Raw genomic sequence first — 23,303 nt, forward strand, 5'->3', positions numbered from 1 at the left:
TTACGCCCGCGCCAGCAGGCTGCGGGCCGCGGACAGCACTTCGGCCACCGATGGCGGCGTGCCGCGGTCGCCCAGGTTGATGATGCGCGGCGACCAGTTGCCCTCGGTCTTCCAGCGCGGAGAATCGGCGTAGATCTCCACCGTCGGCCGCACGAAGGCAGCGGCGATATGGGTCAGTCCCGTGTCGACGCCGATCACCAGGCCGGCGTGGCGCGCCAGCAGCATGGCATCTGCCATCGACAGTTTCGGCAGCACGCGCGCGTTCGGCAGGCCGGCGGCCAGCACTTCGGCTTCGGCCTTTTCCTTCGGCGAGCCCCAGGGCAACAGGATGGGCATGGGCGCCAGTTCGCGGCCCAGCACTATCCAGTTCTCCGGCGCCCATTTCTTCGGGTCGCGCGCGGTGCCGTGGAAATAGACGGCGTAAGGCTCGGCCGGCATCCAGTCGGGACGCGGCTCGCCGGCCGACACCTCCGGCAGGCCGAAATCGGCCGGCGTGTCAACCGCGTAGCCCAGCGCCGCGCCGGCCACCAGGCGGCCGCGCGCCACCGCGTGCGTGCGCGGATCGGTCGGGATGCTCAGGTTGTGGAAGATGCGCGAGATACCTTCGTAGCCGGAGCCTTCGCTGCCGTTGGCCAGGCCGACCTTGCGGCCGCCCTTCACCACCCGGGCCGCGCCCATGATGATGCCGGTCTTGAGCAATCCCTGCGTGTCGAACACGTAGTCGTACTGCTGCTGGCGCAGGGTGCGGAAGAAGCTCTTGATCTCGGCGCGCGTCTCGGGCTTGCCGAGGCTCTTGCGCCAGCGCCGCAGCGCAAACGGAATGATGGTGCGCACGCGCGCGTTGAGCCGCACCAGGCTGACGTAGCCCTCCTCCACCACCCAGTCGATGTTCGCGTCCGGGAAATGGCGGGCGATATCGGCCACCATCGGCAGGTTGTGCAGCACGTCGCCCAGCGAGGAGACGCGCACCAGCAGAATGTTCAGCGGCTTGCGGCCGCCCGTTTGCGCTGTCATGCGCTTAGAACGGCAGTTCCGCGTCCGGCTTGGCGGCCAGGATCACGCTCTTGAACTGGCCCTGGATGCGCGCCAGCGCGGCCGGCGTTTCGGCCTCGAAGCGCATCACGATCACCGGCGTGGTGTTGGACGAACGCGCCAGGCCGAAGCCGTCCTCGTACTCCACGCGCAGGCCGTCGATGGTGATGATCTGCACATTGCCGGGGAACTTGGCGTCGCTGCGCAGCTTGTCCATGACGACGACGTTCTCGCCTTCGCTCAGGTGCAGATGCAGCTCGGGCGTGCTGTCCGACTGCGGCAGCGAGTTCAGCAGCTTGGACGGATCGGCTTCGCGGGTCAGGATCTCCAGCAGGCGGGCGCCGGAATACAGGCCGTCGTCGAAACCGTACCAGCGGTCCTTGAAGAAGATGTGGCCGCTCATCTCGCCGCCCAGCGGGGCGCCGGTCTCGCGCAGCTTGGCCTTGACCAGCGAGTGGCCGGTCTTGTACATCAGCGGCACGCCGCCGTGCTTGCTGATCCACGGCGCCAGATGGCGGGTGCACTTGACGTCGTACAGAATCTGCTCGCCCGGATGGCGGCTCAGCACGTCCGCCGCGAACAGCATCATCTGGCGGTCGGGGTAGATGATCTGGCCATCCTTGGTGACCACGCCCAGGCGGTCGCCGTCGCCGTCGAAGGCGATGCCCAGCTCGGCGTCGGTCTCCTGCAGGCAGCGGATCAGGTCCTGCAGGTTTTCCGGATGCGCGGGATCGGGATGGTGGTTGGGGAAGTTGCCGTCCACTTCGCAGAATAGTTCGACCACTTCGCAACCCATGCCACGGAACAGGTCGCCCGCGAACGCGCCGGCCACGCCGTTGCCGCAGTCCACCGCGATCTTGATCGGACGCGCCAGCTTGACGTCGCCGATGATGCGCTCCAGGTACTGGGCGCGGATGTCGTGGGTGCTGTAGGCGCCCTTGCTGGCGGCCGACGAACCGTCATGGTCGACGATGCGCTGGTACAGCGCGGTGATGGCTTCGCCGTGGATGGCCTCGCCGGCCAGCACCATCTTGAAGCCGTTGTAGTCCGGCGGATTGTGGCTGCCGGTGACCATGATGCCGGACGCGGCGCCCAGCACATTGGTGCCGAAATAGACCATCGGCGTGGCCACCACGCCCAGGTCGATCACATCCACACCGGCCGCTTGCAGGCCTTCGGCCAGGGCCGCCGCCAGCACCGGGCCGGACAGGCGGCCGTCGCGGCCGATCACGACTTTCTTTTCGCCCTTGGCCAGCGCCGCCTGGCCGAAGGCCTGGCCGATCTGGCGCGCGACGCCCGCATCCAGGGTTTTATCGATGATGCCGCGGATGTCGTAAGCCTTGAAGATCGTTTTAGATAAGGAAACCATAGTGTGGGAATGTAGTTGCGAGGAAGGTTGAAGCCGGCGGCCAGCCTATCCGGCCGCCGGGTGATCGAAGTGCCAGCAGTTTAAACCTTTAAGCCGGCGATGTCTTTACCGGCTTCCAGCCACTCCTTGACCCATTTGGGCTGGCGGCCGCGGCCGGTCCACAACTGGGTGGGGTCGGCCGGGTTGCGGTAGCGCGGCGCCACGCTGCCGGTTTTGCCGCGGCTGCCGCCGCCGGCGCCCACCAGGTCTTTCAAGGGCACGCCCACGCTCTGGGCGATGGCCAGTATCTGCTCGCGCGCCTTGGCCAGGTCCTGGCTTTCGCGCTGTTTTAATTCGCGTTTAACTTGTTCTTGCAGATTACGCAAATCCGCGGAGGACATATTCGACAGATCCATAGGATATTCCTTTTAAGTGAGGTGATATAAAGCCCGGCCGGAATATATTACATCAACATAAAAAAATCAGGTTTTCTTATGGCGTATCATCCAGCGCGGCGCTTTAAATCGGACGATGCGCACATAAATCCAGATGTAACTGCTGATAAACAAAATACAGAAAACCATTAATGCCCAGGTATAGCGCCACAATACCGTGGCCGGTATCACCGCCATCAGCGAAAACAGCCATAGATACGGCGACGTCATCGAATTACGGCGTATCAGCGCGCGCGCCTCTTTGCGGCCGACCGCCCATTGCACGATGCGGCGGAAGATCAGGCTATGCAAATGGATGCCGTCCGGCATGGCCGGCGACTTTCCACGGACAAACATTCGTCGATAAACGGAAAATAATGTTTCAAACGTCGGATAGATTAATAACAGCGCCGCGTACCAGGTGGAAACTTGCGGATTGCGCATCACCAGCAATAAAGCCAGTTCGCCCAGCATGAAGCCGATAAAATACGCGCCGCCGTCGCCCAGGAAGATCATGCCGACCGGGTAGTTCCAGATCAGGAAGCCGGCGGTGGCGCCCGCCACCATCAGCGCGGCGATCAGCACGAACATGTCGTTGACCTGCAGCGCCACGTAGCCCAGCGACAGCAGCATGCAGATGCACACCACGCTGGCCAGGCCGTTGAAACCGTCGATGATGTTGACCGCGTTGGCGATGCCGGCCACGGCCAGCACCGTCAGCGGCAGGGTCAGCCACATGTATTGCAGCGGCCAGGCGGAAAACGCCCAGTCGATGCGGTCGACGCGGGCGTCGAGCAGGAAATAGCCCAGCGCGGCGGCGGCCATGGTCAGCACCAGGCGGCGCGCGGCGCTGACGCGGCCGGTGTAATCCTCGACGATGCCGCCGACAAAGGCGACCGCCGAGCAGGCCAATAGCGACATCAGCCATTGCGTCATGGCCGGCACCCGCCAAATGGAAATGAAAGAACTCAGCGCCACCGATAAGAATATCGATAAGCCGCCAATCCGGGCGACATGGTGGGCGTGCACTTTTTGCACGCCCATGAAATCGGAATCGAGCGCAGGACCGTGCAATCTCGCTTCTTTAATCACCAGCAGGGTTAGCAGCGCGGAAGCGACAAAGCTCAGTAAAAAGGAAAACATATTTTTCTATACAAAATTACCGGGTGCGCTAACCGATAAGGATGGATTGCACGCTAACTCGCGATTGTACCGGATTAAACCTGCCGGACCTGAATTGATGGCCGGCCATCGGCAATCCGCATGCAACATTAGACAGTTTTGCAACGCCGGGCACGGCCATGCATGCCGGCGCGCTGTCGCGGCGCGTCGGCATGATAGCAGCAGCGTAGGGATAGGGTGGAATTGCTTACCAACCGATACAACTCAGCCCATGCACAAATGCAGGGCTTGTTTCCAGTCCGGCAAGTGGCAGAAGCGCGCCATCAGCCGCTCGGACGACATCACCGAGTACTGCGGGCGCTTGGCCGGCACCGGATACTCGGCGCTGGTGATCGGCAGCACGCGGCACTCCAGCCCGGCCGCCTCGACGATGGCCCGGGTGAAGTCGAACCAGGTGGTCTGGCCCTGCGCGCTCAGGTGGTAGACGCCGCTGTTCTGCACCCACCACTCGCGTCCACCCGCATGGGCCTGCGACAGCACCAGCGCGGTGGTGTCGGCGATGGTGCGGCTCCAGGTCGGCGCGCCGTGCTGGTCGGCCACCACGCGCAGCTCGTCGCGTTCCCTGGCCAGGCGCAGCATGGTCAGCAGGAAGTTCTTGCCGCGCATGCCGTACACCCAGCTGGTGCGGAAGATCAGGTGCGGAATGCCGGCCGCCGCGATGGCTTGTTCGCCGGCCAGCTTGCTGGCGCCGTAGACGTTGAGCGGGCCGGTCGGGTCGTCCTCCACCCGCGCAGACGGCGCGCTGCCGTCGAACACGTAGTCGGTGGAGTAGTGCACCATGGCCGCGCCCAGCAGCCTGGCCTCCTGCGCCATCAGGCCCGGCGCCTCGGCGTTGACGCGGTGCGCCAGTTCGGGCTCGCTCTCGGCCTTGTCCACCGCCGTGTAGGCGGCCGGATTGACGATCAGCCCCGGTTTTTCGCGGCGGATCACGTCGCGCACCTGGTCCAGGTCGGACAAGTCCATCACATTGCGGTCCACCGCCACCACTTCGCCTATGCCCTGCAGGCTGCGCGCCAGTTCGTATCCCACCTGGCCGGTACTGCCGGTCAGCAGGATTTTCATGCAAACACCTCGGCGTCGGCCAGCAGCACGGCGGCCTGGTCTTTACCGGACAGCAGCGGCGCCGCGTCCAGCGCCGGCCATTCGATGCCGATGGCCGGGTCGTTCCACAGCACCGCGCGCTCGTGCTCGGGCGCCCAGTAGTCGGTGGTCTTGTAGAGGAATTCTGCGGCCTCGCTGGTGACCACGAAGCCGTGCGCGAAGCCGGGCGGTATCCACATCTGCTTCTTGTTCTCGGCCGACAGTTCGATGCCGAACCACTGGCCGAAGGTCGGCGAACTCTTGCGCAGATCCACGGCGACGTCGTACACGCTGCCGGCGGTGGCGCGCACCAGCTTGCCCTGCGCCTGCTGGATCTGGTAGTGCAGGCCGCGCAGCACGCCCTTGGCCGAGCGCGAATGATTGTCCTGCACGAAGGGCAGGGTCACGCCGGTCAGCTCGGCGAAACGGCGGGCGTTGAAACTCTCGTAGAAGAAGCCGCGGTCGTCGCCGAACACGCGCGGCTCCAGCACCAGCAAGCCCTCCAGCGGTGTAGCGATGACCTTCATCGTGGCACGACCTTGTCTTCGAGGATCTGCAGCAGGTACTGGCCGTAGTTGTTCTTCTTCAGCGGCTCGGCCAGCTTGCGCAGCTGGGCGGCGTCGATATAGCCCTTGCGGTAGGCGATCTCTTCCGGGCAAGCCACTTTCAGGCCCTGGCGTTTTTCAATGGTGGCGATGAACTGCGACGCGTCCAGCAGCGACTCGTGGGTGCCGGTGTCGAGCCAGGCCATGCCGCGCCCCATCACCTCGACGTTGAGCTGCTGCTTCTCCAGGTAGACGCGGTTGACGTCGGTGATCTCCAGCTCGCCGCGCGCGGACGGCTTGATGCCGGCGGCGATGTCGCACACCTGGTTGTCGTAGAAGTACAGGCCGGTGACGGCGTAGTTCGATTTCGGCTTGAGCGGCTTTTCCTCGATCGACACGGCGGTGCGGTCGGCGTCGAACTCGACCACGCCGTAGCGTTCCGGGTCCTGCACGTGGTAGGCGAACACGGTGGCGCCGCTGGTCTGCTCGGTGGCGTGGCGCAGCAGCGCGTCGAGGTCGTTGCCGTAGTAGATGTTGTCGCCCAGGATCAGCGCGGACGGCGAGTCGCCGACGAATTCCTTGCCGATGATGAAGGCCTGCGCCAGGCCGTCCGGCGAGGGCTGCACCGCGTAGCTGATGCTGATGCCCCACTGGCTGCCGTCGCCCAGCAGGTCCTGGAAGCGCGGCGTGTCCTGTGGCGTCGAGATCAGCAGGATCTCGGTCATGCCGGCCAACATCAGCACCGTCAGCGGATGGTAGATCATCGGCTTGTCGTAGATCGGCAGCAGCTGCTTGGAGACGCTCATCGTCACCGGATACAGCCGGGTGCCGGAGCCACCGGCCAGGATTATGCCTTTGCGGTTAGGGATGCTCATTGCTGGCCTTCGCGATTAAAGTAATTGGTTTCCACCCACTTGGCGTAGCTGCCCGACTGCACGTCGGCCACCCAGGCCTGGTTGTCCAGGTACCACTGCACGGTCTTGGCGATGCCGGTCTGGAAGGTCTCGGCCGGTTTCCAGCCCAGTTCGCGCTCCAGCTTGCGGGCGTCGATGGCGTAGCGGCGGTCGTGGCCCGGGCGGTCCTTGACGTAGGTGATCTGCGCGCGGTAGCTGGCGCCGTCCGCTCTCGGTTTCAATTTGTCCAGCATGTCGCACAGCGTGTGCACCACGTCCAGATTGGCCATCTCGTTCCAGCCGCCGACGTTGTAGGTCTCGCCCAGGCGGCCGGCCTCCAGCACGCGGCGGATCGCGGCGCAGTGGTCGCTCACGTACAGCCAGTCGCGCACCTGCTGGCCGTCGCCGTAGATCGGCAGCGGCTTGCCGGCCTGCGCGTTGGCGATGATCAGCGGGATCAGCTTTTCCGGGAAGTGGTACGGCCCGTAGTTGTTGGAGCAGTTGGTGGTCAGCACCGGCAGGCCGTAGGTGTGGTGGTAGGAACGCACCAGGTGGTCGGAGGCGGCCTTGGACGCCGAGTACGGGCTGTTCGGCGCGAACGCGGTGGTCTCGCTGAACGGCGCGTCGTCCGGGCCCAGCGTGCCGTACACCTCGTCGGTGGACACGTGCAGGAAGCGGAAGGCGGCCTTCTCGTCGTCCGGCAGCGACGACCAGTAGGCGCGCGCCGCTTCCAGCAGGCTGAAGGTGCCGTTGATGTTGGTGTTGATGAACTCGCCCGGGCCGAGGATGGAACGGTCCACATGGCTCTCGGCCGCGAAGTGCACCACCGCGCGCGGCTTGTGCTGCTGGAACAGCGCCAGCACCTGGGCCTGGTCGCAGATGTCGCCGCGCACAAAGGTGTGGCGCGCGTCCTGCTTGAGCGAGGCCAGATTGTTCAGATTGCCCGCATAGGTGAGCTTGTCGTAGTTGAGTACCGGTTCATCGCTTTGTGCCAGCCAGTCCAATACAAAATTTGATCCAATAAAACCAGCACCACCCGTCACAAAAATCATTTAGTATCCCGTAGAGCAAGTTAATTTAGCAATGCCTTCAATTTTATGTGATCTTGCGCTCGCTGGTGAGAAAATTCGTTCGCGTGCCGGACCTTTTTGGCGATATTTCACGTACGGCTAAGGCAAACACGTCAAACAATGAGAACCTACCTGATTGGCGACCTTCAAGGTTGCCATGAGCAAACACTTTCCCTGCTGGAGAGCGTCAACGCCGACGCCGAGCTGCGCGACCCCGGCGTCGAGCACCGCATCTTCTTCGCTGGCGACCTGATCAATCGCGGCCCCGACTCGCTGGCCACGCTGCGCCACGTGCGGGCGCTGGCGATGGCCAGCGGCGGCCGCGTCGACAGCGTGCTCGGCAATCACGACCTGCATTTGCTGGCGGTGGCCTACGGCATCCGGCCCGAGCACAAGTCCGACACGCTGGCCGAGATCCTGCACGCGCCCGACCGCGACGAGCTGATCGATTGGCTGCGGCGCCGGCCGCTGGCCATCCACACCCAGGGCCATGTGCTGGTGCACGCCGGCCTGCTGCCGCAGTGGACGGCGGCGCAGGCGATGGCGCTGGCCGGCGAGGTGCAGCAGATGCTGCGCGGCCCCGGCCTGGCCGAGTTCCTGGCCGAGATGTACGGCAACCTGCCCGACCAGTGGAGCGACGCGCTGCAGGGCGCGGACCGGCTGCGCTGCATCATCAACGCCATGACGCGGCTGCGCTTCTGCAGCGCCGACGGCAGGATGGATTTCAAGCTGAAGGAAAGCGGCACGGCCGAGCCGGGCTCGGGCCTGATGCCGTGGTTCGAGGTGCCGGGCCGGCGCAGCCGCAAGGACACGGTGGCGTTCGGCCACTGGTCGGCGCTGGGGCTGGTGCTGAAGCCGCATTTGATCGGCCTCGACAGCGGCTGCGTGTGGGGCGGGCAGCTGTCCGCCGTGTGCCTGGAAGACCGCAGCCTGCTGCAGGTGCGGTGCCCGGAGTTCCAGCAGCACGGCGGCAAGAAGGGCTAGTGCGGGCTTGCCGCCACGCCCAGCGCGGCGGCGACGGCCTGGTGCGACGTCTCGGCCAGTTCGCGCCGGTGCGCGCCGACGCTGGCTATGGCCGGCAGTATCGTCAAGCGCGCCGTCACCGGCGGGCCGTCCAGGATCAGCATGATGCTCTCGGCGAAGCTGGTCTCGCCGATGAAATCGACCGACGGATGCGAGGCGCCCGAAGCATCGCGGTACGACAGGGCGACCGGCTGCACCGGCACCTTGGCGTCGATGGCCGCCTCGAACAGGTTGGCGTGGAACGGCAGCAGGCTGCCCTGCGCGGCCGTGGTCCCCTCCGGGAAGAAGGCCACGCGCTCGCCGCGCTCCAGGCTGTGCACCAGTCCCTTGAAGATGTGCCGCAGGTCGCGCCGGTTGCCGCGCGCGATGAAGACCGTGCCGGCCTTTTCCGCCAGCCAGCCGGCCAGCGGCCACGAGCGGATCTCGGCCTTGGCCACGAAATGGCTGGGATGCAGGCTGTGGATGACGAAGATGTCCAGCCACGACACGTGGTTGGCCACCACCATCGCCCGCTCCAGCAGCGGCACGCCGCCGCCCTGCTCCACCGTCACATTGCACATCGCCAGCAGCCGGGTCGACCAGCGGCGGATGTGGCCGTTACGCCGGTCCTGGCCTATCCAGGGAAACACCGTCGCGCAGATCGCCATTCCGCGCAGCACATGCAGAAACACCCGCGCCAGGCGGAAGATCATCGTCAGCTTCATGCAAACCGATCAGCTGCGCTGGTAGGCGACGTGCCCCGCCACGATGGTGGTGCGGACCTGCCCGGCCAGGTTGTAGCCGAGGAAGGGCGTGTGCTTGCCCTGGCTGGCCAGCGCCGACGCTTCCACCGTCCAGCGTGCCTCGGGATCGAACAGGCAGACGTCGGCCGCCGCGCCGACCGACAGGGTGCCGGCGTCCAGCCCGGCCACGCGGGCCGCGTCGGAGGTGATGCGGGCCAGCGCGCGCGCCAGCGGCCGCACGGCGCCGGTGTCCTGGGTGGCGGCGTAGTCGTCGGCCCATTTGAGCGCCAGCGACAGCAGCAGCTCCAGCCCGGTGGCGCCGGGCGAGGCTTCGCCGAACGGCAGCAGCTTCTCGTCGTCGTCGACCGGCGTGTGGTCCGAGCACAGCGCGTCGATGGTGCCGTCCAGCAGGCCCAGGCGGATGGCGTCGCGGTCGCGCTGGCTGCGGAACGGCGGCGTCACGCGCGCGTTCGAATCGAAGAAGCCGATATCGGCGTCGGTCAGGTGGATGTGGTGGGCGCCGACGTCGCAGGTGACGGGCAAGCCTTCCTGCTTGGCGTTGCGCACCAGCGCCAGCCCGGCCGCCGACGACATGCGGCACAGGTGCACGCGGGCGCCGGTGGCACGCATCAGTTCGAAGATCGTGTGCAGCGCGATGGTCTCGGACATCACCGGCACGCCGGACAGGCCCAGGCGCGAGGCCAGCGGGCCGCTGGCCGCGATGCCGCCGCGCCCGATGTGCGCGTCCTGCGGACGCAGCCACACGGTGTAGTTGAAGGTCTTGGCGTACTGCATGGCGCGCAGCAGCACGTTGGTGTCCTCGATCGGCTCCTCGGCCTGCGCGAAGCCGATGCAGCCGGCCTCGGTCAGCTCGGCCATCTCGGTCAGCGCCTGGCCCTTGAGGCCGACGGTCAGCGCGCCCAGCGGGTGCACATTGGCCTGGTTCAGCGTCTTGGCGCGGTGCTTGAGCATCTCGACCAGGCCGGGTTCGTCCAGCACCGGATCGGTGTCGGGCGGGCAGATCAGGCTGGTCACGCCGCCCTGCATCGCGGCCTGCATTTCCGATTCCAGCGTGGCCTTGTATTCGTAGCCCGGTTCGCGCAGGCGCGCCGACAGGTCGACGAAGCCGGGCGAGACGATCAGGCCGCTCGCGTCGATGGTCTGGTCGGCCGTGAAGCCGCCTGGTGCGCCGCCCACCGCCAGCACCTTGCCGTCGGCGATGTAAAGGTCGTGCTTGCCATCGATGCCGTTGGCCGGATCGATCAGATGGCCGTTTTTGATATGTAGTTTCATGCCTGCTTTCATCCCTGCGTCCCCGCCACTATGCTCATCACCGCCATCCGCACCGCGATCCCGAAAGTCACCTGCGGCAGGATCACCGCCTGCGGGCCGTCCGCCACCGCCGAGTCGATCTCGACGCCGCGGTTCATCGGGCCCGGGTGCATGACGATGGCGTCCGGCTTGGCCAGCGCCAGCCGTTCCGGCGTCAGGCCGTAGCTCTTGAAGTATTCCTGCGCCGACGGCAGCAGCGCGCCGCTCATGCGCTCGTTCTGCAGGCGCAGCATGATGATCACGTCCACGCCCTTCAGGCCCTCCTCCATGTTGGTGAAGGTGCGCACGCCCATCTGCTCCAGACCGCCCGGCAGCAGCGTGTGCGGGCCGATGGCGCGCACTTCCGGCACGCCCAGCGTGGTCAGCGCGTGGATGTCGGAACGCGCCACGCGGCTGTGCAGGATGTCGCCGACGATGGCCACCGTCAGGTTGGTGAAGTCCTTCTTGTAGTGGCGGATGGTGTACATGTCCAGCAGGCCCTGGGTCGGGTGCGCGTGGCGGCCGTCGCCGGCGTTGACCACGTGCACGTGCGACTGCCTGGTGTCGTGCAGGTGCTTGGCGATCAGGTAGGGCGCGCCCGACTGCGCGTGGCGCACCACGAACATGTCGGCGTGCATGGCCGACAGGTTGTCGATGGTGTCGAGCAGCGATTCGCCCTTGCTGGCGGACGAGGCCTGGATGTTCAGGTTGATCACGTCGGCCGACAGGCGCTTCGAGGCGATCTCGAAGGTGGTGCGGGTGCGCGTGGAGTTCTCGAAGAACAGGTTGAACACCGATTTGCCGCGCATCAGCGGCACCTTCTTGACGTCGCGGTCGGAGATGCCGACGAACGACGAGGCGGTGTCCAGGATGTGGTTGACGATGGACTTGGGCAGTCCCTCGATCGACAGCAAGTGCTGGAGCTCGCCGTGTTTGTTCAGTTGCGGATTAAGCATGGTCTGTACTTATTCTATGGTTAGCGTAAATTTCCCATCGTCGGCGCGCTTGAGCACCAGCGCCTGCCCCGGCGGCACCTGCACGTGGCCGGCGACGAAATCGGCCGCCACCGGCAGCTGGCGCTCGCCGCGGTCGACCAGCGCGGCCAGCATGATGCGCGCCGGGCGGCCGTAGTCGAACAGCTCGTTGATCGCGGCGCGGGTGGTGCGGCCGGTGTAGAGCACGTCGTCCACCAGCAGGATGTTGGCGGCCGCCACGTCGAAGCCGATGTGGGTAGGCTTGATGTCGGCCGGCAGGCCCTTCTTGGCGTAGTCGTCGCGGTAGAAGGACACGTCCAGCACGCCGCAGCGGGCGGACAGGCCGAGGTCGGCCGCGAGGCGCTCGGCGATCCAGGCGCCGCCGGAGTGGATGCCGACGATGGCGACATCGGCCACGCCGGCCAGGCCGGCTTTGACGTCGGCCAGCAGGGTCGCGTACAGCGCTTCGGCGTCGAGTTGGTGGGGGTTCAGTGTGGACATGGGTTCAGTGGGTGTCGAAATATTGTTGCAGGATGATGGCGGCGGCGCGGTCGTCGATGAGCTCGCCGCGCCTGGCCGAAATCACGGCCGAGGAATAGCGTTCGTCCACCAGCTCCACCGGCAGGTTGAAGCGGCCGTGCAGCTGGTTGGCGAACTTGCGGGCGCGCGCCGTCATCTCGTGCTCGGCGCCGTCGGGATGCATGGGCAGGCCGACCACCAGCCGGGCCGGCTTCCACTCGTCGAGCAGCGCGGCGATGTCGGCGAAGCGGGTGGCGTTGTCGATGGCGGCGATCACCTTGACCGGCTCGGCCTGGCGGATCATGGTGTTGCCCATGGCGACGCCGATGCGCTTGACGCCGAAGTCGAATGCAAAGATGGTCTCGATGGTCACGGCGTGCATATCACCTTATGCATGCCCCGCCTCCGAGGTCAGCATCAGCGGGTCGATGCCCAGCAGGCGCATGGCGGCCGTGTAGCGCTCTTCGATCGGCAGGTTGAACAGGATGTCGGGATCGGCGCCCACGGTCAGCCAGCCGTTGCGGCTGATCTCGTCCTCCAGCTGGCCCGGGCTCCAGCCCGAGTAGCCGATCGACACCAGCATGCGCGGCGGGCCGTCGCCGGCGGCCACGGCCTCCAGCACGTCGATCGAGGTGGTGAAGGCCACGTCCTTGGTCACCGTCAGCGACGACGAATAGCGGGTGCCCGGCGTGTGCAGCACGAAGCCGCGGTCGTCCTGCACCGGGCCGCCGAACATGATGGGCGCGTCGACGTCGACATTGGACTCCAGCTTGAGGTCGATGCGCTCGAACAGCACCTCCATCGTCATGTCGGTGGGTTTGTTGATGACCACGCCCAGCACGCCGTTCTCGTTGTGCTCGCATACGTACACGACGGTCCCGCCGAACACCGGATCTTGCATGGAAGGCATTGCAATCAGGAAATGATCCGCCAGGTTCAGCGTCGCTGCCCCGGTGGCGGGGGATTCCAAGGGATCGCCGGCTTCCTGGAGCATGCCGGGTACAGGGAGAGTTTTGCCGATTTTGCTTTTCTTCATATGCGTGGTTCTTTCTGTGCTGCTGACAATTACTGTAGTATTCGCGCGGCTAGCAACTCTGTATAACCGATAGTTTACACTGAATTGCGGATGCGGCCATGTTTGAGTTCCCACACGAGATTGACACAGACTCAATGAAACTGAATTCCTCCCTGGTCTGGCTGCGCCGCGATTTGCGGGTTTTCGACCACGCGGCCCTGCACCGCGCCCTGCAAGACAGCGCCCGCGTGTATTGCGTTTTCGTCTACGACACCACCATCCTGGCCGGCCTGCCGCGCCGCGACCGGCGGGTCGACTTCATCCATGCCAGCATCGCCGAAGTGGCGGCGGAACTACAACAGCTGGGCGGCCACCTGATCGTGCGCCATGCCGATCCGGCCGCCGCGATCCCGGCCCTGGCCGCCGAGCTGGGCGTGGACGCCGTGTACTGCAGCCACGACTACGAGCCGCAAGCGATCGCCCGCGACGCCGCCGTGCAGCGGGCGCTGCAGGCCGACGGCCGCCGCTTCGTCAGCTGCAAGGACCAGGTCGTCTTTGAAAAAAGCGAAGTGCTGTCGCAGACCGGCGGCGTGTTCTCGGTGTTTACGCCGTACAAAAACGCCTGGCTGAAGCAGCTGGAAGCGGACCCGTCGGTGCTGGCGCCCTGCCCGGTCGAACCGCTGGCCGCCCGCCTGGCGCCGCCGCCAACCGACGCGCCGGCCCTGCCGACACTGGCCGAGCTCGGCTTCGAGCCCAGCAACCTGGCCGAGCTGAAGATCCCGACCGGCATGTCCGGCGCCGCCGCGCTGCTGGAAGACTTCCTGCCCCGCATCGCCGGCTACCAGGAGGCGCGCGACTATCCGGCCGTGAAGGGACCGTCCTATTTATCGATCCACTTCCGCTTCGGCACGCTGTCGGTGCGGCACCTGGTGCGCACCGTGCTGGACCTGATGGCGCGCGGCGCCGGCGGCGAAGGCGCGCCGGTGTGGCTGGCGGAATTGATCTGGCGCGAGTTTTACGCCATGATCCTGTTCCACAATCCGCACGTGGTGGGCGGCGCCTACAAGCCGGCCTACGACGCCATCGCGTGGGAGAGCGGCCCGCACGCCGACGAATGGTTCGCCGCCTGGTGCGAAGGCCGCACCGGCTATCCGCTGGTGGACGCGGCCATGGCGCAGCTGAACCAGACCGGCTACATGCACAACCGCCTGCGCATGGTGACGGCCTGCTTCCTGATCAAGGACCTGGGCATAGACTGGCGCCGCGGCGAGGCCTACTTCGCGCAGCACCTCAACGACTTCGACCTGGCCTCCAACAACGGCGGCTGGCAGTGGGCCTCGTCGTCGGGCTGCGACGCGCAGCCCTACTTCCGCATCTTCAACCCGGTCACGCAGTCGGAGAAGTTCGACGCCAAGGGCAAGTTCATCCGCCGCTACCTGCCGCAGCTGAAGGACCTGGGCGACAAGGAAATCCACGCGCCGTGGCTGGTGCCGCGCATGCTGCCGCTGTACTATCCCGCCCCGCTGGTCATGCACGACCAGGCGCGCAGGCGCACCTTGGAACGCTACGCGGTGGTGAAGAAGGCCGGCTAGCGCATTTGTGAGCGATTTGTGGGACGCTCCCCACGACACTGGGAACACCGGGCTCGCCGAAAGCAGGCCTGACACAACCATTCCCAATGTCCACAGGAGTTCCCATGTTGCAAGCACCAACCGCCCCAACCCCGCTGCTTGGTTCCGTCGTCTGCACGCCCGCCGTGGCCGCCATCGGCGACAGCGTCTGCGTCGAAGTCAAGGCGCCGAACGGCCAGTCCTACGACAACAACGAAAGCGCCAACATCAGCATCAACGGCGTGCCCGGCTCGAAGCAGTACCTGGTCTGGAACCGCGCCGGCAAGAAGACCATCAACGTCGTCGCCGGCAAGCGCGGCGCCATCGAGAAGCTCAAGGCCGAAGTCCAGATCAACGCCCCCGCCGACGGCAAGCAGCCACCGACGCTGACGGTGCGCAGCGCACCGCACAATCCCACCACGATGATACTGACGGTGCAGAACGCGCCCGAGCGCCGCACCCAGGGCACGCCGCGTCCGCGCATCGAGATCAAGCCCCGCACGCCGGCAGCTCCCATCGGCCCCATCGTGCCGCGCAAGACCGCGATGAGCGTGCTGACCATCCCCGCGCGCGACGCCGCCAGCCATCCCATCCTGACCTCCACGCCGCCGCGCGCCGCCAGCAACATGGGCGGCGGCGCCACGGCCGCCGTCTACAACTGGCAGCTGGGCGCCGTCGCGCTGGGCAGCACGCATCCCACGCTGCAGCACGACTTCTCAGCGCAGCTCAACCCCAACCGGCCGCACACCGTGTTCCACGTGCAGGTGACGGTGCAGCAGCCGGGCGAGGCGCCGCGCACCATTCTGCGCAGCGTCAGCGTGGCCAATCCCTACTTCCTGGCGCGCCAGCGCGGCGTGCTGCAGCCGCCGGTCGAGAGCAGCGACTTCAGCGCGCAGTTCATCGACGGCAGCTACCGCGCCAGCTTCGTCGTGCGCAATCCCGAGGCCGGCAACCTGACCTTGAGCAGCATGCAGCTGGAGCTGGCCTACGACGACGGCCCGCGCGAATTCGAGCTGCGCCCGGCCACCGCCAGCGCCATCGTGCTGAAGGCGCAGGCCGCGACCCGCATCGACGTCGCCATCCCCAAGGCGCAGCTGCCGCAGCAGGCCGTCGCCTTCAGCGTGCACTATCGCGGCACGGCGCCGAACGGCCTGCCGGTGCGCGTCAGCGCGCACTTCGACGTGCCGCAGCACATGAGCAGGAAGCTGCTGGTCAACGCCAACGCGCAGGCCTTGCTGAGCGACCTGGCCAGCCGCCAGCTGGTCGCCAACCCTGCCGCGATCACGTCGGACGAAGTGGCGCGCCTGGGCAGCTACGGCATGCTGCCGGCCGCCATCGGCTCGACGCTGCAAGTGGGCGTGAGCCGCATGCCGGCCGCGCTGGCCAGTGCGCTGCAACCGCTGCACACGCTGACGGCGATGGACCTGCACGTGGAGCCGCCGTTCCCGGTCGAGGACGCGGAGTGCAATCCGTGGAACCTGCCGGACCACATCCCCGACGGCATGTACTGCATGCCGACCCAGGAAAAACGCTGGATGCAGATGCCGCCGCGCTTCATGAACGCCAAGAAGGGCGACTTGATCCTCAACCCCAGCAACGGCAGCCTGATCTCCGCCGTGCTGCAGACGGTGACGCCGCCGCAGCGCTATTCGCACTCCGGCATCATGACCCGCAACCACGACGAGATCACCCACTCCACCGCGTCGGAAGACCGGCTGATCGAATTCATCGGCGGCGACGGCGCCCGTCCCGACGTGCTCAAATACCTGTGGCCGGGCGTGGTCACGCAGACCGTCGAACAAGCGGTCGACGGCGAGGACAGGATAGATCCCGAGACCGGCAAGAAGCATTCGATCTCCGGCTTCGCCACCATGGAATCGAAGCTGGACCTGGGCGGCGTGGCGCCGGAGATCGTGCCGGCCATGGTGGTCAAGCCCGATCCGCTGAAGGAGACGCTGGAGATCCGCCAGACGCTGCACGGCATCGCCAATTTCGCCGCGCAGCAGGCCGGCAAGAGCCACTACCGCTTCTTCTGCTACACCAATCCCGCCATCGGCCTGACCGACAAGGCGCCGGCCAGCGCCAAGTGGGCCGCCAACACCTTCCCGACGGTGTGCTCGTCGCTGCTGTGGATGTCGATCAAACAGTCCGGCGTGCCGATGGAAGGCGGCATGCTGGAACAGAGCGACCTGGATGCCGGCGCCGGCATCACGCCGTCCACGCCGGACGGCTTGTACCTCTACCAGTCCGACGAGCGCATCGCCGCCGGCGAGGTGCTGTACTCGAAGATCCACGAGATGGTGCTGGAGAGCGCCGGCTGGTTCGGCAACGCGCTCACCGACGCCGCCGACGATACCGCCAACCAGATGCTCAACGCCTTCGCCTCCGACTGGTGCGACACCGACGCCAAGGACTCCGACGCCTGGCGCCACACCGGCGACGCCAACGCCGTCAGCCCGGCCAACCTGTGCTTCTTCGACGCGCCGCTGTACGGCTATTGCGAGCCGCTGATCTACCGGCCGGCGCGCTGGGAGGAGGTGACCGTCTACCAATGGAAGAAGGTGGCGCAGACCGGCACGCTGCACGGCGTGGTGCATTACGAGGGCAAGCCGGCGGCCGGCGTCAGCGTGCAGATTTCGCAGAACCAGTTCACCCACACGGCGGCCGACGGCAGCTTCACGCTCACCGGCGTACCGGTGGGCAGCGTGCTGGTGACGGCCGAGAAGCAGGAGCTGCGCGGCAGCGCCTCGGCGACGGTGACGGCCAACCAGACCGCCAACCTGACGGTCGACCTGCAGCCGCCGCCGCACTGGTTCCGCCGCCTGACCATCGACGGCTGGATGGCCACCACCGACTACGAATTCGCCGCCGCCGCGTATCCGCACAGCGTGGGCGATTTCTACAACATCGCGCAACTGGGGCCGTCGTCCACCCACGCGGTCAAGGTGTTCGACCAGGTGGCCGACGACGCCATGGGCCGCCTGATCCTGACGCTGGACCTGCTGGCCAATGACGTCATCCAGGTCAAGGCCACGCTGCGCTGCTACGGCGAGGGCTATGCCGACGGCGACAACTACCAGGAAGGCCACCTGGCGCCGGTCACCGTCGGGCCGAACAAGACCGGCACCTGGTGGATGTTCGTCGACGGCGACAACTACGCCGAGGCGCACTTCACGCTGACCAACAAGGTCGATCCGGCCTGACCCCGCACTGCGGCCCGAAGGGGTGGCGGTCGAGCTCAGTCGCCCTCCGCCCCTTGCTTCACGATAGTTGTCGAAATTTAAGATTTGTTCTTTTTATAATCAGAATTAAACTGGTGGTTCCCGCGCAGTCCGCCTCAAGGAACCGCCACCATGGCCTCACTCGCCAAGACCTCACGTCCCGTCGCCCGCCTGATCGGCCGTCAGCACGCCGTGCGGACGGTGCTCGACTCCCCCGCCACGCTGACCTGGATCGCCGCGCCGGCCGGTTCCGGCAAGACCAGCCTGGGGCTGGAATTCTGCCAGGCCGCCGGCCCCACCGTGGCCTGGCTGCGGCTGGACGAAGCCGACATCGACCCGGCCAGCTTCCTGCTCTACTTCGAACAGGCCATCGTCAACGGCGGCGTGGCGCCGGACTGGCAACCGCCGCCGCTGCTGCGCGAACACCTGCCGGCGCTGCAAGGCTACCTGCGGCTGTACGCGCGTTCATTGGGCGCGGCGCTGGCGCCGGCCAGCCGCATCGTCATGGACGACGCCCACCGCTGCCAGGACGCGCCCTTCTTCCGCCAATTCCTTGAGACGCTGGCAACCGAGCTGCCGCCGGCCAGCAAGGTCGTGGTGCTGAGCCGCGCGCTGCCGCCGGCCGCCTGCGCGCGCCTGCTGGCGCACGGCGACATGCATGAACTGGACAGCGCGGCGCTGGCCTTCAGCCGCGACGAAACCGAGGTGCTGCTCAACGTGCTGGGCGTCGGCCACGCCGACACCGTCGCCGACAGCGTCTACAACTTCACGCGCGGCTGGGCGGCCGGCATCGCGCTGGTGGCCTCGTGGCTCAAGCGCCGTCCGGGCGCCGCGCTGGCGGCCGAGGACGTGCTGTCGGAAGCGATGGTGGGCTACCTGGCCGAGGAAGTGTTCAGCGCCTACAGCGACGAGGAGCGCGCCACGCTGCTGGCGGTGTGCTGGCTGCCGCACTTCAGCGGCGCGTGGGCGGCGGCGCTGTCCGGCGCGCCGCACGCGGCGGACATCGTGGCGCGCCTGGCCGCGCAGGGGGCGCTGATCTACGAGTATCCGGGCCGCCAGTACGCGCTGCATCCGCTGTTCCAGGGCTTCCTGCGCAAATGGGCCGCCACCCGCACCGACGAGGCGCAGCGCCACGCCTGGATCGCCGGCTGCATCGACACCCTGCTGGCCGACGGCAGCGGCGACGCCGCCGTCAAGCTGGCACTGGAACACGGCATGTGCGAGCGCGCCGCTGGCCTGATCGAATCGCGCGCCGAGGCGATGCTGGCCAGCGCCCGCCACACCACGCTGGCGCGCTGGATCGACGCGCTGCCCGAAGCGCAGCGCAGCCCGTGGCACCACTACTGGCTGGGCCTCGCCGTTTTCATGAGCGACACCGCACGCGCCCGCGCCGCGCTGCTCAAGGCGCTGCAGGCGTTCACGCAGCAGAACCGGCCGATGCACCGCTTCCTGGCGCTGAGCGCCATCATCAGCTCCTACTTCTTCGACGGCGCCGCCGAGCAGCCGCTGCGCGCCTTCCTGCAGCAGCACGTGGACCCGGCGCTGGACTACGACCAGCTGCCCGATCCCGGCCTGAAAGCCCATCTGACGCACAGCATGTGGAGCGGCTTGTTCATGACCGATCCCGGCCACCAGGACATGGACCTGTGGGAGCAGCGCGCGCTCGAAGTGCTGCGCCAGCCGGCCGATCCGACGCTGAAGGTGCGGCTGGGCGCGATGCTGGGCCAGCACTACTACCAGTCCGGCCGCTACGCCGCCGTGCGCAAGGTGCGCGTGCTGCTGGACGCGCTGCCGGAAGCGGCCGCGCTGCCATCGTATGCGCGCTACCTGTCGCACCTGGTGCAGCTGTACGACGCGCTGTCCGGCATGGACCACGTCCGCTTCGACGCCATCTTTGCCGCCTGCCGCGCCAGTTCGGAAAGCAGCGGCATCCGCATCATGGACGCGCATTACGTGCTGCTGTACGCCGCCTCCTGCCTGCTGCGCGGAGAACTGGACAAAGCCGCCGCCGCCACCACCGACATCGCCGCGCAGACGCCCGCGCAGCACCACAACCTGGTGGCGCATCTGCAGCTGACGCAGACCTGGCTGGCCAGCTGCCGGGGCGACGGCCACGGTGCGCTGGAACACGCGCGCCTGGCGCACGAGGCGGCCCTGCGCTTCGGCAGCATCCCGTATGAAGTCTATGCGCAGGCGGCCGGCTGCGTCGCCTGGACGCTGCTGGACCGCGAACGCTGCGCCGTCGAAACGGCCATCCTGCGCCGGCACGCCGCCGAGTACCGTTCGCCGCTGGCCGCCACCTGGGCCGACCTGCTGGAGGCCTGGCTACTGATCACCGGCGCCGACGGCAAGGCGCAGCCGCTGCAGCAGCTGCAGTGCGCGCAACCGGCGCAGCTGCTGCTGGCGCAGGAGAAGCTGCGCCGCGCGCTGTACCACTTCGCGGCGCAGGGCAGCTACCTGACCTTTGCCACGCCGCACATCCTGCAGCCGCTGTGCGCGCACGCGCTGGCGGCCGGCATCGTCCCTGATGCGGCCAACGCGCTGATACGCGCCTGGCGCCTGGCGCCGCCGGAGGATGCCGGCGACAACTGGCCATGGCCGGTGCAGGTGCGCACCTTCGGCGGCTTCGAATTGCGCATCGCCGGCGAGCCACTGCGCTCGCAAGGCAAATCCAAGCACCGCCAGCTCGACATCCTGAAGCTGATCGCCGCCCATGCGCCGGCCAGCATCGCGCTGGACCGCGCCGCCGAGCTGCTATGGCCGGACGCCGACGGCGACACCGCGCGCCACGCGCTGGAGACCACGCTGTCGCGCCTGCGGGCGACAGTGGGCGCGGGCAGCGTCGTGCTGGAACAGGGAGCGCTGTCGCTGGGCGCGCAGCAGTGCTGGAGCGACACAGCTGCGCTGGAGCGGCTGCTGGAGCGCCTGCAAGCGCTGACGCAGCAATGCAGCACCGCCGGCGCCATCGATTCAGCGGCGGGATCGCACGAAGCCGCGCTGCTGGCCGCGTCCACGCAGGTGCTGTCGCTGTACCGGGGAGAATTGCTGCACGGGGAAAGCGCGCCGTGGCTGCTGGCGCGGCGCGAACTTTGGCGCGGCAAACTGGCGCGCGCGCTGGGCGACGCCGGCCGCCTGCTGGCCCGCGCCGGCAACACGTCAGCCGCCGCGCAGCTGCTGGAACGCGCGCTGGAGGCGGACCCGTACTGCAAGGCCTTGAGCACGGACCTGATGCGCATCCACCTGGACGACGCCAGTTTCGAGGAAGGCCTGGCGGTCTACCGGCGCTACCAGCGCATGGCATTGAGCGCGCTGGGCGCACCGGTGGCGCCGGAAATCGAAGCGCTGGCGCAGCAGCTGATGGCCGGCGCCGCGCAATCCAGCCCCGCCCACTACGCGGGCAAGGCCGGACCAAAGCGAGCTACATGATGTACTTCAGATTCGCGGACGGGATGCCCATGGCCTTGGCCAGTTCGGGGTTGGCGCGGATCTGCTGATCCACACCCTCCATCGCGGGCACCTGATGCACGTCCAGCCGCTCGGTGTGCACTTCCGCCGCGCCGCCTTCGGTGCGGCGCCCGGCCTTCTGCATGTCCGGCGACAGGTACAGCACCACGCCGCCGCGTTCATGGGTGGCGTTGAGCTGCGTGCCATTGGGGCCGTTGCGCACATTCAGACCGGAGTAACCTGCGTCACGCAGCAGTGCGCTGATATCGCTGACCAGTTTTTGATCCTTATCCATTTTCATTTTCCTTTTAAGCTAAGAGCAGGCCGAGCGACGCATCGCTGCTGGCGTTTTGTACGAAGGCGCCGGCGGCTTTTTTTCCGTCGCCTGGCAAGAAGTAGATATTCGAGAACTTGACGTTGGCAATGGCCGCCGTCAGTTGCGGCAGCAGCTTCTTCACCTGGTCGCGCACCGCCGGCATCGCGGCCTTCAGCGCGTTGGAAGCAGGGCCGGCGCAGAACAAACCGCCCTCGAACGAGAACCAGGTGCCGTCGACCGTCACACGCAGGTGCTTCTGGCTGTCGAGGAACACGAACAGGAACACCGAGATGGTGCCGTCGATATCGGTGCAAGGCCAGGGCGTCTCGATATGGAAATCGAAATTGACCTTGGCTAGCATGTCAAAAGGCTTGTGCGCGAGCGGCGACTGCAGAAAATAGGGAACGCTGATCCAGGGCGTGCCCTGCACGCGCAGGCCGCTGGTGAGCGAGGCGCCGGCGGCGATCAGCTGCTGGGCCACCATGCCGACGTTGGCGTTGGTGTTAATCAGCGGGCCGAGATCGACCAGGTTTTCGCCGTTGGGACGGTGGACCACGAAGTGGGCGCTGCCCGGAGGCGACTCGGTGAACGGTTGATCGATCGCACTGACGGCGTTCTGTCCAACGAACAGGCCGTTGAAGTACCCTTGTATGAATGAATATGTGCTGGTGACTGACATGATGCTTTCTTCCTGTAGATGGTGCGTCATCGATGGGATATCGATAACCGCAGGGAGAAAGTTAATCTTGTCGGACCCACAAATGACTTGCAAATGCCGGCAAGATACCGCCGCTATCGTCTTCGAGGCGAGTCCAGGCCGTACTCCCTGAGGACGGCGCGCCAGGCCGGATCGCTGTCCATCCTGGCGACGACTTCCTCGATGTCGTTGCGCTCCCTGGCCATGCCTTGCTGGAGCATCAAGTGGCGGGTATAGCTGCCCAGGTTCTGTTTTGAGACATGGATATTCCCGTCTATGCTGGCGTCGTTTTTGACCAGATAGCGGATGGAGGAATCGGCAAGCGTAATCACGTCGAGACGCCGCATCAAAAGCATGCTTAGCAGCGCCCCCTCGTTATTGTTGCGATGTGCGTGGATACGCCCACTGTCCATGCCATCCGCCAGCGCGGGGTAGACGTGGCCCAGCATGGCGCCGAAACGCACCTGGTACAGCGATTCCGGGCCATCGTATTCGAACGGCTGCGAGGAACGCGACAGCAGATCCTGCCGATCGTCGAACAATGCCGAGGTCCAGAGGTATTGTGCGCCGGCTGGACCACCGAAGACGACCGACGGCGCAAACAAGACCATGCCCTTTTCGCCCTTGTCCAGCATGGAGGCCAGCCGGGCGCGCGGCACAAACATCAGCCGGATTTCATATTTTCCGGCCAGCTTATGATTCAGGTACGCCACCAGGTCCTTATCCAGGCCGGCGTTGGACCTGGCGTCCGTCAAGAACGGCGGCGCCGCGTAATAGGTCCAGGCGGTGAGCACCTCGGCGGCCTGCGCCCCATTCAGAAAACAGCCCAAAAATATCAATGCAGATGCCAGTACGATCTTCATGCCG

General features: G+C 66.5%; 21 protein-coding genes. 4 read left to right on the plus strand and 17 right to left on the minus strand.

Translation table 11 applies throughout. The annotated features are described in order from the left end of the window. From waaC to rfbB, 8 genes are all read right to left on the minus strand, one after another. Window positions 1-1,014 (minus strand): lipopolysaccharide heptosyltransferase I, encoded by a 1,014-nt coding sequence (gene waaC, locus AC07WS_RS09175; RefSeq protein ID WP_494728739.1) that lies wholly within the window; start codon window positions 1,012-1,014, stop codon window positions 1-3. Between the two features lie 4 nt (window positions 1,015-1,018). Further along, window positions 1,019-2,401 carry a phosphomannomutase/phosphoglucomutase gene (locus tag AC07WS_RS09180; protein WP_494728740.1) on the minus strand — a complete coding sequence of 461 codons (1,383 nt, stop codon included), beginning with the start codon at window positions 2,399-2,401 and terminating at the stop codon, window positions 1,019-1,021. Window positions 2,402-2,481: 80 nt separating this feature from the next. Next, window positions 2,482-2,796, minus strand: a complete 315-nt coding sequence (locus tag AC07WS_RS09185) for an H-NS histone family protein (protein WP_494728741.1) — start codon at window positions 2,794-2,796, stop codon at window positions 2,482-2,484. Between the two features lie 66 nt (window positions 2,797-2,862). Beyond that, window positions 2,863-3,957 (minus strand): MraY family glycosyltransferase, encoded by a 1,095-nt coding sequence (locus tag AC07WS_RS09190; RefSeq protein WP_494728742.1) that lies wholly within the window; start codon window positions 3,955-3,957, stop codon window positions 2,863-2,865. Window positions 3,958-4,200: 243 nt separating this feature from the next. Beyond that, window positions 4,201-5,058: a dTDP-4-dehydrorhamnose reductase gene (rfbD, locus tag AC07WS_RS09195; protein WP_494728743.1), complete on the minus strand. Its 858-nt coding sequence runs from the start codon at window positions 5,056-5,058 to the stop codon at window positions 4,201-4,203. Further along, window positions 5,055-5,603: a dTDP-4-dehydrorhamnose 3,5-epimerase gene (gene rfbC / locus AC07WS_RS09200; protein ID WP_494728744.1), complete on the minus strand. Its 549-nt coding sequence runs from the start codon at window positions 5,601-5,603 to the stop codon at window positions 5,055-5,057. Before rfbC ends, rfbD begins: the two co-directional genes overlap by 4 nt. Next, the gene (gene rfbA / locus AC07WS_RS09205; RefSeq protein WP_494728745.1) at window positions 5,600-6,496 is read right to left on the minus strand and encodes a glucose-1-phosphate thymidylyltransferase RfbA; all 897 of its coding nucleotides are present in this window, start codon (window positions 6,494-6,496) and stop codon (window positions 5,600-5,602) included. The genes rfbC and rfbA overlap by 4 nt, the downstream gene beginning before the upstream one ends. Next, on the minus strand, window positions 6,493-7,566 hold the full coding sequence (rfbB, locus tag AC07WS_RS09210) for a dTDP-glucose 4,6-dehydratase (RefSeq protein ID WP_494728746.1): 1,074 nt from the start codon (window positions 7,564-7,566) through the stop codon (window positions 6,493-6,495). Before rfbB ends, rfbA begins: the two co-directional genes overlap by 4 nt. 138 nt (window positions 7,567-7,704) lie before the next feature. Between rfbB and AC07WS_RS09215 the strand changes: the two genes are divergently transcribed. Further along, window positions 7,705-8,568 carry a symmetrical bis(5'-nucleosyl)-tetraphosphatase gene (locus tag AC07WS_RS09215; protein ID WP_494728747.1) on the plus strand — a complete coding sequence of 288 codons (864 nt, stop codon included), beginning with the start codon at window positions 7,705-7,707 and terminating at the stop codon, window positions 8,566-8,568. On the opposite strand, the gene AC07WS_RS09220 is transcribed toward AC07WS_RS09215, so the two are convergent. The 6 genes from AC07WS_RS09220 to AC07WS_RS09245 are packed head-to-tail and all read right to left on the minus strand — an operon-like array spanning window position 8,565 to window position 13,169. Next, a complete protein-coding gene (locus AC07WS_RS09220) occupies window positions 8,565-9,311 on the minus strand; it encodes a lysophospholipid acyltransferase family protein (RefSeq protein WP_494728748.1) in 747 nt (248 codons plus the stop codon). The two genes, AC07WS_RS09215 and AC07WS_RS09220, sit on opposite strands and share 4 nt — an antisense overlap. A gap of 9 nt (window positions 9,312-9,320) precedes the next feature. Then, the gene (locus tag AC07WS_RS09225) at window positions 9,321-10,622 is read right to left on the minus strand and encodes a dihydroorotase (protein ID WP_494728749.1); all 1,302 of its coding nucleotides are present in this window, start codon (window positions 10,620-10,622) and stop codon (window positions 9,321-9,323) included. An 8-nt stretch (window positions 10,623-10,630) separates the two neighbouring features. Beyond that, window positions 10,631-11,596 carry an aspartate carbamoyltransferase catalytic subunit gene (locus AC07WS_RS09230; RefSeq protein ID WP_020701189.1) on the minus strand — a complete coding sequence of 322 codons (966 nt, stop codon included), beginning with the start codon at window positions 11,594-11,596 and terminating at the stop codon, window positions 10,631-10,633. A gap of 9 nt (window positions 11,597-11,605) precedes the next feature. Further along, window positions 11,606-12,115, minus strand: coding sequence for a bifunctional pyr operon transcriptional regulator/uracil phosphoribosyltransferase PyrR (gene pyrR / locus AC07WS_RS09235; protein ID WP_161089268.1), 510 nt, complete (start codon window positions 12,113-12,115; stop codon window positions 11,606-11,608). A 4-nt stretch (window positions 12,116-12,119) separates the two neighbouring features. After that, entirely contained in the window at window positions 12,120-12,515 is a 396-nt protein-coding gene (ruvX, locus tag AC07WS_RS09240) for a Holliday junction resolvase RuvX (protein WP_494728750.1), read from the minus strand. A gap of 6 nt (window positions 12,516-12,521) precedes the next feature. Continuing rightward, window positions 12,522-13,169: a YqgE/AlgH family protein gene (locus AC07WS_RS09245; RefSeq protein WP_494728751.1), complete on the minus strand. Its 648-nt coding sequence runs from the start codon at window positions 13,167-13,169 to the stop codon at window positions 12,522-12,524. A gap of 134 nt (window positions 13,170-13,303) precedes the next feature. Here AC07WS_RS09245 and AC07WS_RS09250 point away from each other — a divergent pair, with 134 nt between their 5' ends. From AC07WS_RS09250 to AC07WS_RS09260, 3 genes are all read left to right on the plus strand, one after another. Then, window positions 13,304-14,740 (plus strand): cryptochrome/photolyase family protein, encoded by a 1,437-nt coding sequence (locus AC07WS_RS09250; protein ID WP_494728752.1) that lies wholly within the window; start codon window positions 13,304-13,306, stop codon window positions 14,738-14,740. Between the two features lie 104 nt (window positions 14,741-14,844). Then, the gene (locus AC07WS_RS09255; protein ID WP_494728753.1) at window positions 14,845-17,961 is read left to right on the plus strand and encodes a carboxypeptidase-like regulatory domain-containing protein; all 3,117 of its coding nucleotides are present in this window, start codon (window positions 14,845-14,847) and stop codon (window positions 17,959-17,961) included. 150 nt (window positions 17,962-18,111) lie between these two features. Beyond that, window positions 18,112-21,405, plus strand: a complete 3,294-nt coding sequence (locus AC07WS_RS09260) for an AfsR/SARP family transcriptional regulator (RefSeq protein WP_494728754.1) — start codon at window positions 18,112-18,114, stop codon at window positions 21,403-21,405. On the opposite strand, the gene AC07WS_RS09265 is transcribed toward AC07WS_RS09260, so the two are convergent. The 3 genes from AC07WS_RS09265 to AC07WS_RS09275 all read right to left on the minus strand — a co-directional run bounded on the left by AC07WS_RS09265 (window position 21,398) and on the right by AC07WS_RS09275 (window position 23,299). Further along, entirely contained in the window at window positions 21,398-21,718 is a 321-nt protein-coding gene (locus AC07WS_RS09265) for a hypothetical protein (RefSeq protein WP_494728755.1), read from the minus strand. The genes AC07WS_RS09260 and AC07WS_RS09265 overlap by 8 nt on opposite strands. Before the next feature lie 13 nt (window positions 21,719-21,731). Beyond that, window positions 21,732-22,418: a hypothetical protein gene (locus AC07WS_RS09270; RefSeq protein WP_494728756.1), complete on the minus strand. Its 687-nt coding sequence runs from the start codon at window positions 22,416-22,418 to the stop codon at window positions 21,732-21,734. A 113-nt stretch (window positions 22,419-22,531) separates the two neighbouring features. Next, complete coding sequence (locus tag AC07WS_RS09275; protein ID WP_494728757.1) at window positions 22,532-23,299, minus strand: hypothetical protein; 768 nt, start codon at window positions 23,297-23,299, stop codon at window positions 22,532-22,534. Between the last annotated feature and the right edge of the window lie 4 nt (window positions 23,300-23,303).

This window comes from Duganella sp. GW821-FHT01E12, assembly GCF_059422325.1.

What these genes read in the sequence shown, in the direction of transcription:
- AC07WS_RS09230 (WP_020701189.1), bottom strand. Translation starts at nt 11,596, where the DNA reads ATGCTTAATCCGCAACTGAACAAACACGGCGAGCTCCAGCACTTGCTG.
- AC07WS_RS09190 (WP_494728742.1), bottom strand. Translation starts at nt 3,957, where the DNA reads ATGTTTTCCTTTTTACTGAGCTTTGTCGCTTCCGCGCTGCTAACCCTG.
- AC07WS_RS09225 (WP_494728749.1), bottom strand. Translation starts at nt 10,622, where the DNA reads ATGAAACTACATATCAAAAACGGCCATCTGATCGATCCGGCCAACGGC.
- rfbB (WP_494728746.1), bottom strand. Translation starts at nt 7,566, where the DNA reads ATGATTTTTGTGACGGGTGGTGCTGGTTTTATTGGATCAAATTTTGTA.
- pyrR (WP_161089268.1), bottom strand. Translation starts at nt 12,115, where the DNA reads ATGTCCACACTGAACCCCCACCAACTCGACGCCGAAGCGCTGTACGCG.
- ruvX (WP_494728750.1), bottom strand. Translation starts at nt 12,515, where the DNA reads ATGCACGCCGTGACCATCGAGACCATCTTTGCATTCGACTTCGGCGTC.
- AC07WS_RS09265 (WP_494728755.1), bottom strand. Translation starts at nt 21,718, where the DNA reads ATGGATAAGGATCAAAAACTGGTCAGCGATATCAGCGCACTGCTGCGT.
- AC07WS_RS09275 (WP_494728757.1), bottom strand. Translation starts at nt 23,299, where the DNA reads ATGAAGATCGTACTGGCATCTGCATTGATATTTTTGGGCTGTTTTCTG.
- AC07WS_RS09180 (WP_494728740.1), bottom strand. Translation starts at nt 2,401, where the DNA reads ATGGTTTCCTTATCTAAAACGATCTTCAAGGCTTACGACATCCGCGGC.
- AC07WS_RS09250 (WP_494728752.1), top strand. Translation starts at nt 13,304, where the DNA reads ATGAAACTGAATTCCTCCCTGGTCTGGCTGCGCCGCGATTTGCGGGTT.
- AC07WS_RS09270 (WP_494728756.1), bottom strand. Translation starts at nt 22,418, where the DNA reads ATGTCAGTCACCAGCACATATTCATTCATACAAGGGTACTTCAACGGC.
- AC07WS_RS09215 (WP_494728747.1), top strand. Translation starts at nt 7,705, where the DNA reads ATGAGAACCTACCTGATTGGCGACCTTCAAGGTTGCCATGAGCAAACA.
- AC07WS_RS09185 (WP_494728741.1), bottom strand. Translation starts at nt 2,796, where the DNA reads ATGGATCTGTCGAATATGTCCTCCGCGGATTTGCGTAATCTGCAAGAA.
- AC07WS_RS09220 (WP_494728748.1), bottom strand. Translation starts at nt 9,311, where the DNA reads ATGAAGCTGACGATGATCTTCCGCCTGGCGCGGGTGTTTCTGCATGTG.
- AC07WS_RS09260 (WP_494728754.1), top strand. Translation starts at nt 18,112, where the DNA reads ATGGCCTCACTCGCCAAGACCTCACGTCCCGTCGCCCGCCTGATCGGC.
- AC07WS_RS09245 (WP_494728751.1), bottom strand. Translation starts at nt 13,169, where the DNA reads ATGAAGAAAAGCAAAATCGGCAAAACTCTCCCTGTACCCGGCATGCTC.
- waaC (WP_494728739.1), bottom strand. Translation starts at nt 1,014, where the DNA reads ATGACAGCGCAAACGGGCGGCCGCAAGCCGCTGAACATTCTGCTGGTG.
- AC07WS_RS09255 (WP_494728753.1), top strand. Translation starts at nt 14,845, where the DNA reads ATGTTGCAAGCACCAACCGCCCCAACCCCGCTGCTTGGTTCCGTCGTC.
- rfbC (WP_494728744.1), bottom strand. Translation starts at nt 5,603, where the DNA reads ATGAAGGTCATCGCTACACCGCTGGAGGGCTTGCTGGTGCTGGAGCCG.
- rfbD (WP_494728743.1), bottom strand. Translation starts at nt 5,058, where the DNA reads ATGAAAATCCTGCTGACCGGCAGTACCGGCCAGGTGGGATACGAACTG.
- rfbA (WP_494728745.1), bottom strand. Translation starts at nt 6,496, where the DNA reads ATGAGCATCCCTAACCGCAAAGGCATAATCCTGGCCGGTGGCTCCGGC.